General features: G+C 45.0%; 15 protein-coding genes. 9 read left to right on the forward strand and 6 right to left on the reverse strand.

What is annotated here, in order from left to right; all coding sequences use genetic code 11:
• Positions 1–4: 4 nt before the first annotated feature.
• From Q4592_RS11965 to Q4592_RS11980, 4 genes are all read right to left on the reverse strand, one after another.
• Positions 5–499: an LEA type 2 family protein gene (locus Q4592_RS11965; RefSeq protein ID WP_303513233.1), complete on the reverse strand. Its 495-nt coding sequence runs from the start codon at positions 497–499 to the stop codon at positions 5–7.
• A 111-nt stretch (positions 500–610) separates the two neighbouring features.
• Positions 611–1069: an NfeD family protein gene (locus tag Q4592_RS11970; protein ID WP_303513234.1), complete on the reverse strand. Its 459-nt coding sequence runs from the start codon at positions 1067–1069 to the stop codon at positions 611–613.
• Between the two features lie 3 nt (positions 1070–1072).
• Entirely contained in the window at positions 1073–2008 is a 936-nt protein-coding gene (locus Q4592_RS11975; protein WP_137673483.1) for an SPFH domain-containing protein, read from the reverse strand.
• A gap of 207 nt (positions 2009–2215) precedes the next feature.
• Positions 2216–3160, reverse strand: coding sequence for a LysR family transcriptional regulator (locus tag Q4592_RS11980; protein ID WP_303513237.1), 945 nt, complete (start codon positions 3158–3160; stop codon positions 2216–2218).
• A gap of 146 nt (positions 3161–3306) precedes the next feature.
• Here Q4592_RS11980 and Q4592_RS11985 point away from each other — a divergent pair, with 146 nt between their 5' ends.
• The 5 genes from Q4592_RS11985 to Q4592_RS12005 all read left to right on the forward strand — a co-directional run bounded on the left by Q4592_RS11985 (position 3307) and on the right by Q4592_RS12005 (position 7245).
• Positions 3307–3690 carry a DoxX family protein gene (locus Q4592_RS11985; RefSeq protein WP_303513240.1) on the forward strand — a complete coding sequence of 128 codons (384 nt, stop codon included), beginning with the start codon at positions 3307–3309 and terminating at the stop codon, positions 3688–3690.
• Positions 3691–3698: 8 nt separating this feature from the next.
• Complete coding sequence (locus tag Q4592_RS11990) at positions 3699–4538, forward strand: pirin family protein (RefSeq protein ID WP_303513242.1); 840 nt, start codon at positions 3699–3701, stop codon at positions 4536–4538.
• 25 nt (positions 4539–4563) lie between these two features.
• The gene (locus Q4592_RS11995; protein WP_303513245.1) at positions 4564–5541 is read left to right on the forward strand and encodes a glutathione S-transferase family protein; all 978 of its coding nucleotides are present in this window, start codon (positions 4564–4566) and stop codon (positions 5539–5541) included.
• Between the two features lie 76 nt (positions 5542–5617).
• Positions 5618–6610, forward strand: a complete 993-nt coding sequence (locus Q4592_RS12000; protein WP_303513248.1) for an ABC transporter substrate-binding protein — start codon at positions 5618–5620, stop codon at positions 6608–6610.
• Between the two features lie 137 nt (positions 6611–6747).
• Positions 6748–7245 carry a DUF1456 family protein gene (locus tag Q4592_RS12005; protein ID WP_137673477.1) on the forward strand — a complete coding sequence of 166 codons (498 nt, stop codon included), beginning with the start codon at positions 6748–6750 and terminating at the stop codon, positions 7243–7245.
• 66 nt (positions 7246–7311) lie between these two features.
• Here the strand turns inward: Q4592_RS12005 and Q4592_RS12010 are convergent, their stop codons facing one another.
• Positions 7312–7506 carry a hypothetical protein gene (locus tag Q4592_RS12010; protein WP_137673476.1) on the reverse strand — a complete coding sequence of 65 codons (195 nt, stop codon included), beginning with the start codon at positions 7504–7506 and terminating at the stop codon, positions 7312–7314.
• Between the two features lie 119 nt (positions 7507–7625).
• Complete coding sequence (locus Q4592_RS12015; protein ID WP_303513253.1) at positions 7626–8978, reverse strand: MFS transporter; 1353 nt, start codon at positions 8976–8978, stop codon at positions 7626–7628.
• A 368-nt stretch (positions 8979–9346) separates the two neighbouring features.
• Between Q4592_RS12015 and Q4592_RS12020 the strand changes: the two genes are divergently transcribed.
• From Q4592_RS12020 to glmS, 4 genes are all read left to right on the forward strand, one after another.
• Entirely contained in the window at positions 9347–10387 is a 1041-nt protein-coding gene (locus tag Q4592_RS12020; RefSeq protein ID WP_303513621.1) for a DUF2804 domain-containing protein, read from the forward strand.
• A gap of 18 nt (positions 10388–10405) precedes the next feature.
• Positions 10406–11275 carry a sterol desaturase family protein gene (locus Q4592_RS12025; protein WP_303513255.1) on the forward strand — a complete coding sequence of 290 codons (870 nt, stop codon included), beginning with the start codon at positions 10406–10408 and terminating at the stop codon, positions 11273–11275.
• Between the two features lie 70 nt (positions 11276–11345).
• Positions 11346–12110: a DeoR/GlpR family DNA-binding transcription regulator gene (locus tag Q4592_RS12030; protein ID WP_303513257.1), complete on the forward strand. Its 765-nt coding sequence runs from the start codon at positions 11346–11348 to the stop codon at positions 12108–12110.
• Between the two features lie 25 nt (positions 12111–12135).
• Entirely contained in the window at positions 12136–13971 is a 1836-nt protein-coding gene (gene glmS / locus Q4592_RS12035; protein ID WP_303513259.1) for a glutamine--fructose-6-phosphate transaminase (isomerizing), read from the forward strand.
• Positions 13972–14218: the final 247 nt, after the last annotated feature.

Here is a 14218-nt window from a genome sequence, read left to right on the forward strand (position 1 = left end):
TCACTTAAAGTGATTGAACACTCGAGCTCAATTGTTGGCCCAAGTCTTCTAACTTAAATGTTCCTTTCTCGGTTAAGTTAACCGCTGGCCATAAGCTTCCTATGTCCAGTTTTACATCTACTTTGTAATCCAGTTCGGGGCTTTTTAGTTGCACTAAAGAGCCTAGTAGGCGGAAAGTTGCGATTAAATTTGCTTGCGCTGGCAGGGTAAAATTGGCTTCGCCGTAACCCGGTACTTCCGGTAAATCGCTGGTTGCGCCAGTGACTACTTCGTGGCCGTTAAGCTCTAGGGTGTAGACCGCGCCGGCTAAACTTAGCGCTTGTTTATTGGGGTTTACTACTCGCAAGTTAATATCAAAGCTCGGTGTCATGCTGTCACCAGAGGTAGGGATTACCGAGACTAAGTTTACTTTAGGCGGGTCGTTGGGAACCATGCTGCTACAGGCAATTAACCAAAAGCTAGAAGATAAGATCAAGATTTTACTTAGCGCTTGCCACATGTGGGGAAACCTATATGCAAAGAAACTATAGCTAGTTAAGCACACTCGATAGGGCTTTGCATTAGTGGCGGCGTAAATAGAAGCCCAGTTTAACGCTGGGCTCTAGGGTTATTAGTCGACTGTTTTCACCCAAAAGGTGCCCACTTCTGCGCGCACTACTTCTACTTCGGTGTCTGCTGCGATGGTGTGTTCACTCTTTAAGGTCCAGCTAATGCCAGAGTGTTTGTAAGTGCTTAAACCACGCTTATCAATTTCTTGGTGACAGAAAAAACGGTGACCATCAAAATCGCTACTCACTTGTTTATCGTCTGAGCTATTTTGTAACTTGCGCATTGGTTTCCACAATACGCCAGCTAACAAAGAGCTTAACACTGCATTGGCGAGCAAAATGCTATTCCAAGTATCGGGCAGTATGTTTAACCAAATCAGTGAGCCAGTGATTACCAACGACAAGCCTACAAAAAACAAAATGAACGTGGCAAAACCAATAATCACTACTTCAACAGTGAGTAAAATAATGCCCAGTGCAATTAAGATTTGCGGAATGTGATTGGCAAACAATTCAGCCATGGTTTAGCCTCGATTTAGCGTATTAAGGATGGTGGTAGCTTGAGCCACTAGCGAGCCTGCTTCTGTGCTGCTATCGGGTAACAATACTACACTCGATTCTTTAGCAATGGCGTGTTTGGCTTCAATCGCTTTAGTTGCCAGGTCTAATTGAATCGCCTTTTGGCCTTCAGGTGTAGCTGCTGACTCACCCACCGTAGTGATGGCTTTAGCTTGGGCATTAGCCACAGCAATAATGGCTTCGGCTTCACCTTCTGCGCTAAGTACTTGCTCACGTTTTTCTGCTTCTGCTTGTAATACGCGGGCTTGTTTTTCACCCTCTGCAATATTAATGGCAGCGGCTTTTTCACCTTCTGATTCCAGAATTTTAGCACGACGTTCACGCTCGGCGCGCATTTGCGATTCCATTGAATCCATAATTGAAGCCGGTGGCGTAATATCTTTAATTTCGTAACGTAATACTGCTACACCCCAAGAAGCCGATGCTTCGTTAATTTGGGTAACAATTTTGGCGTTAAGCGCATCACGCTCTTCAAAGGTTTTATCTAGCTCAATTTTACCAATTTCTGAACGCATGGTGGTTTGTGCTAGTTGAGTTACCGCAAATACGTAGTCTTCTACGCCGTAAGTAGCTTTGTATGGGTCAAGTACGCGAAAGTACAATACACCGTCTACCGACAATGAAATATTGTCTTTAGTAATCGCCGCTTGGCTAGGCACATCGTAAGCTTGCTCTTTTAGCGAGCGACGAGCTGATACTTGGTCAATCATTGGAATGAGGAAGTTTAATCCGGCTTCTTTGCTTGACTGATATTTACCGAAACGCTCAATCACCCACGCTTCATTTTGAGGTACAAATTTAATCGAGGATTTAAGCACGAATAATGCAAAAATCAGTAGCGCAACTTGCACCGTGAAGAAGTAATCAAAAACAATTGGCATAACACTTTCCTTACCAGTTAAAAAACTAATTTGTATCGCGAATAGGTCGTTACACTACGGCATTTATATGGACCGCTGATGACGCTGAATGCTCACCAGGGACATTTATTATTGAGCTGCAAGGTAATCATAAAAACTACATAGAATACAGCGCTTTTTGATAGATAAGTGATTGCGGTTGTAAAGCCAAGGGTAAATAGATTGGCTTTACTGTTTGGCGTCATTTAACGACGCTAAATGCTGGTTTAAGGCCTGATCCCAATAAGGGTTTAAACCAAAGCGTTCACTGAGAAAATCTATCATTACTCGGCTGCGTTGCGGCAAATGGCGAGTATTGGGATAGACTGCCCATGCAAACAGCGAGGGCAAACTATAGTGCGGTAACACTACCTCCAATTCTCCCTTGGCAATTGCTTTCCATGCAATAAAATTAGGTGCAAGCGCAATACCGTGGCCAGCAATGGCTAAGTCCCCTAAAAAATCACCGTTGTTGGCACTAATATGCGGTTGATAATGAACATTATGTTGCTTGCCTTGTTGGTCTATTAGTTGCCAACTAGGGGCTGGACGATGGTTATAGTGCAGTATTTGATGTTGAGCTAAATCTTGGGCATGTTTAGGGCGGCCATGTTTGTTTAGGTAATGCGGGGCAGCGACTAATACAAAGTTGATCGGGGTAATTTTGCGCGCTTTAAGGCTGGAGTCTTTTAGTTCAGCAATCCGCAAGGCGATATCAATGCCCTCTGCCACTAAATCGTGCTGGCTATCGGCTAAGCTAATTTTTAGTTTCACCCCCGGGTGCAACTGCATAAAGATATCAAACGCGCTGTTTAAGTGAGCCAAACCAAAGGATAAAGGCACCGCAATATGTAAACTGCCACTTAGAGTGTGTTCTTGGCAGCTGGCCTCTTGGTTAAGTTGAGCAACTTCATCAAGGATGACTAAGCTACGTTGATAAAATTGCTGGCCGCTGTCACTTAGGCTTAAACTGCGCGTAGTTCGTTGCATTAAATTGCTGCCTACCCGCTGCTCTAAGGCACTTAATCGACGACTCACCACCGACTTGGCCACGCCTAATTGCTCTGCAGCACGGCTAATACTGCCCGCTTCAACCACCCTCACAAAGACTTGCATCTCTTCTAATTGGCCCACGGCTCGCTTCTTTTATTTTGTATCAAAGTATTGTTGCCATTATAGGAACAATGAATTGCCAATTGCACGGTTTATTGCTTATTAAAACAACACTAATCTGTTCTCAAGCATTGGGTTTAAGCCCAAATTATCTGGAGAATAAATTTATGAACGCACTACAACAACTTAGCCAACCAACCGCCCGTTTATTACTGGCCTTAATTTTCATTGTGTCGGGTTACGGGAAAATTGCTGGCTACGCCGGCACCCAAGCTTACATGGAGGCAATGGGAGTACCAGGGGTGTTATTACCATTGGTGATTGCGCTTGAGTTAGTGGGAGGGTTAGCCATTTTAGTGGGCTGGAAAACCCGTGCGATTGCTTTTTTGTTAGCCGGTTTTAGCGTGGTAAGTGGATTGCTATTCCACTTTAATCCTGACGACCAAATTCAAATGATTATGTTGATGAAAAATGTCGCTATCGCTGGTGGTTTTTTATTGCTCGTCGCTCATGGCGCGGGTGCATATTCACTGGATAACCGCAGCGCTTAGGAGGATACATGCAGAACTCGAGACAGCTAGAGAAAGTGGTGGCTGGCCAAGCCACTAGCGACGGCGCAGGGGTAAAACTGACGCGAATGTTAGGTAACGCTCAGCTTCAGCACTTAGATCCTTTTTTAATGCTGGATTGTTTTGAATCGGATAAGCCTGACGACTATTTAGCGGGATTTCCCGAGCACCCTCACCGGGGTTTTCAAACGGTAACCTATATTCTTAATGGCCGAATGCGCCACAAAGACAATGCTGGCCACGAGAGTGTGATTGAAGCGGGTGGCGTGCAATGGATGAATGCTGGGCGTGGGGTGATTCATTCAGAAATGCCAGAGCAAGAAAATGGTTTACTTAAGGGCTTTCAGCTTTGGGTTAACTTGGCTGCCGAGCACAAAATGTCGGCGCCGGGTTACCAAGAGTTAAGTGCTGAGCAAATTCCTGTGAGCCAAGACGAACAAGGCAACGTAATAAGGGTAGTAGCAGGCGAGTTGGCAAACGGCATTAAGGGAGCGGTGCAAACCCAGCAAACAGCGGCCAGTTATTTAGACATAAGCTTGGTGGCAAGTGCCGACCTAAGCCTAGTATTGCCAGCGCATCACCATGGTTTTGTTTATGTGATTGAAGGCGAGGTGACCATTGGCCAAAGCAAACAAGCGATTAAGGCTTACCAGCTTGGAGTGCTTAGCGAAGGGGATGAGCTAAGTTTGCAGAGCCAGCAGGCTAGCCGAGTGTTAATGGTAACCGGAGAGCCAATTAATCAACCGATCGCTTGGGGCGGGCCATTTGTAATGAATACGCGTGAAGAAGTGCTGCAGGCCTTTGATGATTTTCAAAACAACAAATTTTAGTCGCGAACAATTTTAGGAGTAAGTAATGGGTCTGTTAGTTGATGGCAAGTGGCAAGATAAGTGGTACGAAACCAAAGAAAACAAAGGGCGCTTTGTACGCAGTGAAGCGCAATTTCGCAATTGGGTAACGGCCGATGGTAGCGCTGGCCCTAGTGGTAAAGAGGGTTTTAAGGCTGAAGCGGGTCGTTATCATTTGTATGTATCTCATGCTTGCCCATGGGCTAATCGCACTATGATCTTTCGCAAACTCAAAGGCCTTGAGCAGATGATTGATTACTCGGTGGTGCATTGGTTTATGGGTGAGAACGGCTGGACTTTTGCCCCTGGCGAAGGAGTGGTGAGTGACCCGATTAATCAGGCGGAGTTTATGCACCAAGTGTATACCGCAGCAGATGCCAACTATAGCGGTAGAGTAACGGTTCCAGTATTGTGGGACAAACAGCTGCAAACTATTGTATCGAATGAGTCTGCCGACATTATTCGCATGTTTAATTCAGCCTTTGATGACGTTGGCGCTAAAGCCGGTGATTATTACCCACAAGCCCTGCGTGCAGAGATTGAGGAGCTTAACCAGCGTATTTATCACAGCGTAAACAATGGTGTATACAGAGCAGGCTTTGCGACTACTCAAGACGCTTACGAAGAGGCCTTGTATCCTTTATTCGAAAGCTTAGATTTTATTGAGCAGATCTTAGCTAAACAGCGTTACTTAACCGGCAAGCAACTCACCGAAGCTGATTGGCGTTTATTCACCACCTTGATACGTTTTGATGCGGTCTATGTTGGGCATTTTAAATGTAATTTAAAACGTATTGTTGATTACCCCAATATTGATGCTTACATGCGTGAGCTTTACCAGATAGAAGGGATTGCTGAAACCATCAATTTTGAACATATCAAACGCCATTACTATCAAAGCCATGGTATGGTTAACCCTACTAGGGTGGTACCTGTAGGGCCTATTTTATACTTAGATAAAGCCCACCAGCGAGATCACTTGTAAACTGGAAAATGAATAGTCAGTGGCAGTGATTGGCATTGACTATACTTAGGCTTAGTGCTTATTAATGAGATGCTTAGTGACAAAGTTGAGCCGTTTATTCACTATTAGTTTATTGTTGCTACTGCCGCTGGTAACAATGGCTAAGCCCCATATTTTGGTGATTGAAAGCTATCATCAGGAATACGCATGGGACCAAAGCTACATTCAAGGCTTAGAGTCGGTATTGGCCGACGACTACCAACTCAGTTACTTTCAAATGGATACCAAACGGATCCCCAGTTCACGTCATCGCAGCCGCGGAGAAATGGCGTGGCAGCATTACCTAGACCTAAAACCTGATCTAGTGATACTCGGTGACGATAACGCACTTAAATACCTAGGCCCAAGGTTTGCAAAAACCAAGTTACCAGTGGTGTATTTAGGCATTAACAATAATCCCCGTAGTTATCATGTTCACCAGCGGAAAAACATTACTGGAGTGTTAGAGCGGCCATTAATAAAGCGCACCGTGGCCACGGTGAGTACGTTAATGAATGAGCCGCCTAAGCGGATGTTAATACTGTTCGACGATAGCACCACTTCCAAAACGGTATTAAGAGAAACATTTAGCGGAAGTACCCAAGTAAATGTGTCTGGGATAAAGCTTGAATTACGCTTAATGAGCTCTTGGAGTGAGTGGCAATATAGTATTAATAATCTAGAGGAAGAGGGTTTTGATGCGGTTGTATTTGGCCTATATCACACACTAAGAGACGATAAGAATAAGCATGTTCCTGCCGAGCAAGTGATAACGTGGTCGGCAAAAAACACCTCTGTTCCACCCTTTGGTTTTTGGGATTTTTCCATAGGAAAAGATAAAGCCATAGGTGGTTTAGTGCTATTTGGTTTTGAGCAGGGGCGGCTAGCCGCAGAGCTAGCACATACCATTTTAACCACTGATGTGGTGCCGCATAGTCTTGGGCCTAAAACCGGAGAAAAAGGCCGTTATTTATTCAGTCGTAGTCAGTTAGAGCGTTATAATATAACGCTACCGGATAACATTAATAGTAAAGCCATATTTATAGACTAACTCGCTTAAGTGTTAGCCTTTGACTACGCTCAATAAATAAGCAGGAATTAGCCTATCTACTTGATTCACTATCGCGTAAACTCCTGCTGGTTTTTAAGGCAGCATGACTGCCCTTTTATTTGACTCAGGACTTTTGCATGACTAATAACGATATTCTTCGCCGTCTTCGCTATTGCTTTAACTTCAACGATAACAAGATGATTGCCATTTTCGCCCAAGCTGATTTGAAAGTGAGCCGCGCAGAAGTAAGTGATTGGTTAAAAAAAGAAGATGATTCGGCTTATAAAAATTTAAGCGATAAAACCTTAGCCATTTTCTTAAACGGTTTAATCAACGACAAGCGTGGTAAGCGCGAAGGTGCTCAACCAGAGCCTGAAAAACGCTTAACCAACAACATTATGCTAATGAAGCTGAAAATTGCTTTAAACCTAAAAGCAGAAGATATGTTGGATGTATTAGGCTTAACCGGTTTCCAACTTAGCAAGCATGAGCTAAGTGCATTTTTCCGCAAATCTGACCACAAACATTACCGTTTGTGTAAAGACCAAGTTATGCGTAACTTCCTACATGGCATGCAACTAAAGTATCGCGCCAACCCAGATGAAGCCCCAGACTTTGAGTGGGATGCAGAATAAGTTTCCCGTTATTCAGATTAAAAAGCCGAGCAATGCTCGGCTTTTCAGTTTTTGAACCGGCTAAATTTAGTAGTAAGTATCGCTGTCACTATGAAACTGAGCATCGTCTGGATAAAGCTCGTAGGTGTGTCGAGTATGCAGGTTGCCAGTGTGTTGGTCGCGAATTAGGGCTACCCGATTAACTTCATCTAACTTATCGATAACAGCTTCGCCATTCTCGTAGATGCAGTTCATTCCAACTTTAAAGGTATGGTCACTCATGTGCTGATTCCTCATGGTAAAGGTTCAACAATAGTTACGTTTACTGGCAGGGTTTAGATCTTAAAGCGGAGTCGTAGAGAGTAAAACAGGCGAGAGATAACCCTCGCCCGTTGCGTCAATTAAGCGGTTTGCGCTTGATTTACGTTACTGTCGTCGTTGGCAAGTTGTGGGTCATCTTGGTCGGTAACACTTAAGGTAACAACCGCGGCTACTACCATAGATGCGCCACCTAGTACTAAGGCCATCATTGAGTCGCCACCAAAGAATTCACGGGTAAAGTAACCTAAGATACCGGCCGCTAGAATTTGTGGGATAACAATGAAGAAGTTAAATACACCCATGAAAAAGCCCATTTTTTTGCTCGGTAACGAACCGGCTAAAATAGCGTATGGCATACATAAAATACTCGCCCAAGCAAAACCAATCCCAACCATGTTAATCATTAGCATTTTAGGATCGTTAATGAAGTACATGCCTGCAAGGCTTACACCGCCCAGAGTTAAACATAAAGCGTGAACTGCTTTGCGGCTAGTACGGGCAGCTAGCCAAGGTAAGGCAAAGGCGGCTAAAGCGCTAACACCGTTATACATTGCAAAACATAAACCTACCCAGTCTGCACCTTCATTGTATAAGGCTGAAGAAGTATCGGTTGCGCCATAAACACTGCTGGTTACTGCAGAGGTGGTGTAAATCCACATAGCAAACAACGCAAACCATGAGAAAAACTGTACCACGGCCAATTGGCGCATGGTGGCAGGCATTTTTTTCACATCGGCCCATACCGCGGCAAAACCATCTCCGCTTTCTTGCTCAGGCTCGGCTGATTCGAAACGCTCCATTTCTTCTGGGCTGTATTCCTTGGTTTTTAGCACTGTCCACAAAACAGCACCAAAAAACACTACGGCACCAGCGTAGAACGAGATTTTAACCGACGGCGGAATAACTCCTTCTGGCGCTGTATTTGCAATGCCAAACCAGTTGGCTAGTACGTAAGGCATGGCCGAAGCGATAACCGAACCTACACCAATAAAGAAGGTTTGAACGGCAAAACCTTGGGTGCGTTGTTCGCTAGGTAGGTTATCAGCCACTAATGCGCGAAACGGTTCCATAGAGATGTTGATCGACGCATCTAAAATCCACAGCATACCGGCGGCAATCCACAGGTAAGGTGAGTTAGGCATAATGATTAAGGCCAGCGACGACATAATCGCGCCCGCTAAGAAATACGGACGGCGGCGGCCTAAGCCATTCCAGGTGCGGTCACTCATGTAGCCAATAATTGGCTGAATGAGTAAACCGGTAACAGGAGCGGCTAACCAAAGAATAGGGATTTGGTCGATGCTAGCGCCAAGCGTTTCAAAGATTCGGCTTACGTTGGCATTTTGTAAACCAAAACCAAATTGAATACCAAGAAATCCAAAACTCATGTTCCAGATTTGCCAAAAGCGTAATTTAGGTTTGTTTGTGTTCATAAACTGACTTACTGCTGGGAGGGTGTTTACCTAGTAAAACTAGATGCTAAAAAATCTGGCTGGATTGTGAATACAAAAGGTGACTTGATCCACAAAATTTACACGATCTAGATCACAATAAAGGTTGAAAGTGTTTTCATTGTCACATTTATTGGTGTTTTGGGCTGCCTTGTGAGGGTTTGGCGAATAAATGCTCTGTATTTTTGACTGTTGGCAGATTAATTAGGGCAAGCAACAGAACAACATCGCCGATGCTGCTAGCTCGCTCACAGACTTGAATAACAACTTTAGAATGTTTACTCAATATCTGCTTAGCTAAGTAAATGTTAATGATTTGTAATGGTGAGCGTGCGGTGTTGAAAGAAAACTTGAGAGAGATTGAAACGAAAGCTGCGCCTCATTGCTTAATTAGTGATTCGGGTAAGGTGCAATTTGGTCAATTTAATCAGCCGGTAGCGCAACTTGGTTTGGCAGAGTTCCAATACTTAAGCAGCATGGATAAACCTGCTTCAGCCTGGGCGAAGCATTTTCACTATAAGCAATTTCAATTTGTTAGCGTAAAAACTGCCCACTACATTTTGGGTTTTGCGATTGCCGACATTCGCTATTTAGGCAGTGGCTTTTGTTATGTGTACAACATAGCTACGCAAACCTTGCAAGAAGTGACTTGGTTAAAGCCCTGCGGACTGGCTTATGGCACCGAGCCCAGTAGCATGAACAGCCGCGCTTACATTAATGGCAAAAACACTCTCAGTATTACTATCAAAAATGGCCAATGGCAGTTGGCGGTAGAAACGCCATTTTTAAGTGCTGAATTAGCCCTAGTGTGTCAGCACCCCGATCAAGTTATGGCTATGTGTAGCCCCACTGCTTACAACGGTTGGACATACACCCAAAAACATAATGCCTTGCGCGTTAGCGGCAATTTAACCATCAATGGAGAAGCTCAAGACTTAAGTGATGCACTGGCCGGTTACGATTTCTCGGCTGGGTATATGCGCCGTGAAACTAGCTGGCGCTGGGCAAGCATATCGGCTCAATTGGAAGATGTGTGTTTGGGGGTGAACCTCGCAGCAGGCGTAAACGAAACCGGCTTTAACGAAAATGTACTGTGGATAGACGGACAAAAGCAGCTGCTAGGCCCGGTTCATTTTGAGTTCACCAGAGTGCCTGCCAGTGGCAGCGAGCAAGTACCTACAGATTGGCATATCTACTCAGCAGATGGCCGCATTGATTTACATTTCAGCCCGCTCAATTGCCGCCAAGAGCGGCTCAACCTGTGGTTGCTCAAGAGTAACTTTCGCCAATACATCGGGCACTTTAGCGGCGTGATTGTTGACCAAGTGGGTCAGCAAATTTACCTAGATAAAGTGCTGGGTTTAAGTGAAGACCATTTTGCCCGCTGGTAGCTAAATAAGGAGTTACCCATGGACATTAATACACTTATTAGCCACCCAGAATATTTGTTGTTGGTGCTCGCGCCACTGTTTGTTCTATGCATGGTGGCAGAGTGGTATTGGGGGGATAAACGCCAGCACTTGGCGGAGTCTGCCCGTTACAAACCTACAGAAGTGCTGTGCAACTTTGTGTTAGCCGGTATGCATCAGCTCAGCGATTTACTTACCGGTTTGTTGATTAGCCAACTGTATTTAATGCTATTTGCTTGGCGACTCTTTGAAATAGAAATGAACGTAATGAGTTTTGTTGCTTTGGTACTGGCTCAAGACTTTTGCTACTACTGGTTTCATCGCGCTAGCCATAGAGTACGTTGGATGTGGGCTGCGCACGTGGTGCACCACAGTTCTGAGAATATGAATTTTAGTACCGCGTTTAGGCAAAGCCTAATGTACCCCTTAGCCGGTATGTGGCTGTTTTGGCTGCCTTTGGTCATTATTGGCTTTGATCCCAAATGGGTGATTTTTGTGGTGCTGCTTAATTTAGGTTTACAGTTTTTTGTGCATACCCAAGCCATTAAAAGCTTAGGGCCGTTGGAGTGGCTATTTAATACTCCGTCACACCATCGGGTGCATCATGGGCGCAACCCGCAATATATTGATAAAAATTATGCCGGCGTTTTTATTATTTGGGACAAATTGTTTGGCAGTTTTGAGAAGGAACAGCAAGCGGTTGAATACGGCATCACTCAGCCAATCAATAGCTTCAATCCTCTGGTCGTCACCTTTAAAGAGTGGCGAACAATGCTTAGAGAAGTGAACGTAGCGGGTTTGTCATTTAAACAACGCTGGCGTGTTTTATTTGCCCCGCCGACCAAGCAAGCAGAAAAATCAAAACATTAACATTTCGACCTTGATCTTAAGTTTCGCTTCACTATAATAAGTTTCGATTCGAAACTTAACCATTGGCAATATGATCAAACGAAACACCCAACAGCGTCGTCGCTTAATCTTAGAAAAGCTTGCCGAACTCGGTGAGGTAAAGGTTGACGAGCTCGCTCATGCTTTTGAAACATCAGAAGTTACGGTTCGAAAGGACTTAGCGAGTTTAGAAGCAAATGGCTTGTTGCTAAGGCGTTATGGCGGGGCTGTGCCTATTCCTAAAGAGTTGATCAACGAACCCGATGAAGAACAAGTTTCAGAGCAAAAACAAGCGATTGCGCAATCGGCTGCCGGTTTAATACGCGACCATAATCGCATTATTATCGACAGCGGCAGCACTACCGCCGCCTTACTGCCGGAGCTCTCTGGCAAAGAAGGTTTAGTGGTAATGACTAACTCTTTAAGCATCGCTGGTGCCTTACGTGAGCTGGAAAACGAGCCCACCCTTTTGATGACCGGTGGCACGTGGGATACCCATTCAGAGGCGTTTCAAGGCCAAGTGGCCGAGCAAGTATTGCGCGCTTACGACTTCGACCAATTGTTTATTGGTGCCGATGGTATTGATGTAGCGCGTGGTTCCACTACCTTTAATGAGCTGGTGGGTTTAAGCCAAGTAATGGCAGAAGTTGCAAGAGAAGTCGTGGTATTGGCCGAATCCAATAAAATTGGCCGCAGAATTCATAATCTAGAGTTGGCATGGTCCAAAATTTCAACTTTAGTCACAGACAATCAGTTAGACCCAGCCATCGCCGAGCAAATTCGTGCTCAAGGCGTTAATCTGGTTATAGCGAAATAAATTTACCGACAAGGAAAGAAGAACTATGTGTGGAATTGTAGGAGCAGTAGCTCAACGTGACATTGCTGAAATTTTAGTAGAAGGCTTACGCCGTTTAGAATACCGCGGCTATGACTCTGCCGGTGTTGCGGTAATTAACGCTGCGGGTGAACTGCAACGTGTGCGTCGTTTAGGTAAAGTGAAAGAGTTATCTGACGCAGTAAGCGAATCTCAAGTAAATGGTGCCATTGGTATTGCACATACCCGTTGGGCGACTCACGGCGAGCCAAGTGAAGTAAATGCTCACCCACACATCTCTAGTGATACTTTGTCGGTAGTACATAACGGTATTATTGAAAACCACGACCAGTTGCGTGAAAAACTACGTGGCTTGGGTTACACCTTTACCTCGCAAACCGATACCGAAGTGATTGTTCACTTGGTTCACCACGAACTAAAAACCGCTAGCTCACTGCGTGAAGCAGTACAACGCGCAGTACCTCAACTGGAAGGTGCTTACGGTACAGTAGTGCTAGATCAAAACGACCCTGAGCGTATTGTTGTTGCTCGTTCTGGTAGCCCACTAGTGATTGGCCACGGTATTGGCGAAACCTTTATTGCATCAGACCAACTGGCCTTGTTGCCTGTTACTCGCCGCTTTAGTTATTTAGAAGAAGGCGACGTAGCCGAAGTGACGCGCGCTGGCGCAGAAATCTTTGACTTAAACGGTGAGCCAGTAGAGCGTGAAATTACCGAGTCTACGGTAGAGCACGATGCAGGCGGCAAAGCCGGTTTCCGTCACTTTATGGAAAAAGAGATTTTTGAACAGCCAAGTGCGCTTCGCCAAACCTTAGACCAACGTGTGTCTGCTAATGGCGTAAACATTGAAGAGTTTGGTGCCAATGGCGCTGAACTGCTATCTAAAGTAGAACATGTGCAAATTATTGCCTGTGGTACTTCGTACAACTCAGGCATGGTTGCTCGCTACTGGTTAGAAGCGGTGGCTGGCGTAACCTGTAACGTAGAAATCGCTTCAGAGTTCCGTTACCGCCAATCGGTAGTTCGTCCAAATAGCTTGTTTGTTACCTTGTCTCAATCAGGTGAAACGGCTGATACACTTGCCGCGCTGCGTATTGCTAAAGAGCTTGGTTACATGTCTAGCTTGGCCATTTGTAACGTACCAGGTTCATCGCTAGTGCGTGAGTCAGACTTAGCCTTTATGACTAAAGCCGGCGTAGAAATTGGCGTAGCCTCTTCAAAAGCCTTCACTACCCAGTTGGTGGCGTTATTGCTACTCACTTTGGGCATTGGCCGTTTGCAAGGTCGAGTGACTGCCGAGCGCGAAGCCGAAGTGATTGCCGAGCTTAAGTTATTGCCTGCTAAAGTTGAGCAAGTATTAGCGACCTCAGAAATTATTGAGAAATTAGCAGAAGACTTTGCCGATAAAGAGCATACCTTGTTCCTAGGCCGTGGCGACCAATACCCAATTGCAATGGAAGGGGCGCTTAAGCTTAAAGAAATCTCTTACATTCACGCAGAAGCGTACGCAGCAGGCGAGCTAAAACACGGCCCGCTAGCGTTAATTGACGCCGATATGCCGGTAGTGGTTGTTGCACCAAATAACGAGTTGCTAGAGAAGCTTAAATCAAACGTTGAAGAAGTACGCGCACGTGGCGGCCAAATGTATGTATTTGCTGACCAAAACGCCCGCTTTAGCAGTGACGAAACCATGCGCGTATTAGAGTTGCCGCATGTAGACGAGTTAGTCGCGCCAGTACTTTACACCGTACCGCTACAGCTGTTGTCTTACCACGTAGCGTTAATTAAAGGCACCGACGTAGACCAACCACGTAACTTAGCCAAAGCCGTTACAGTGGAATAATCACAAGCCCAATTAAGACTTCAAAGCCCTGCAATGGTATACGCTGCAGGGTTTTTTATTGTCTTGAATTGTCTCCACTATAGGAAATAGCACTAAGGCGTTGGAGGAATAGCTACTGGCAGATAACACTCTCAGAACTGTGAGAATAAAGCGGTTAACTGTTCAATATATAAGAGCTTAAGTATTACGATAATTATCTTCTTATACGTGTTACATAAGAGCATGGAATCTACGTTATAGTCGGTAG

Origin of the sequence: Agarivorans sp. 1_MG-2023 (genome assembly GCF_030548385.1) — a bacterium.
In the GTDB taxonomy this organism is placed as follows: domain Bacteria; phylum Pseudomonadota; class Gammaproteobacteria; order Enterobacterales; family Celerinatantimonadaceae; genus Agarivorans.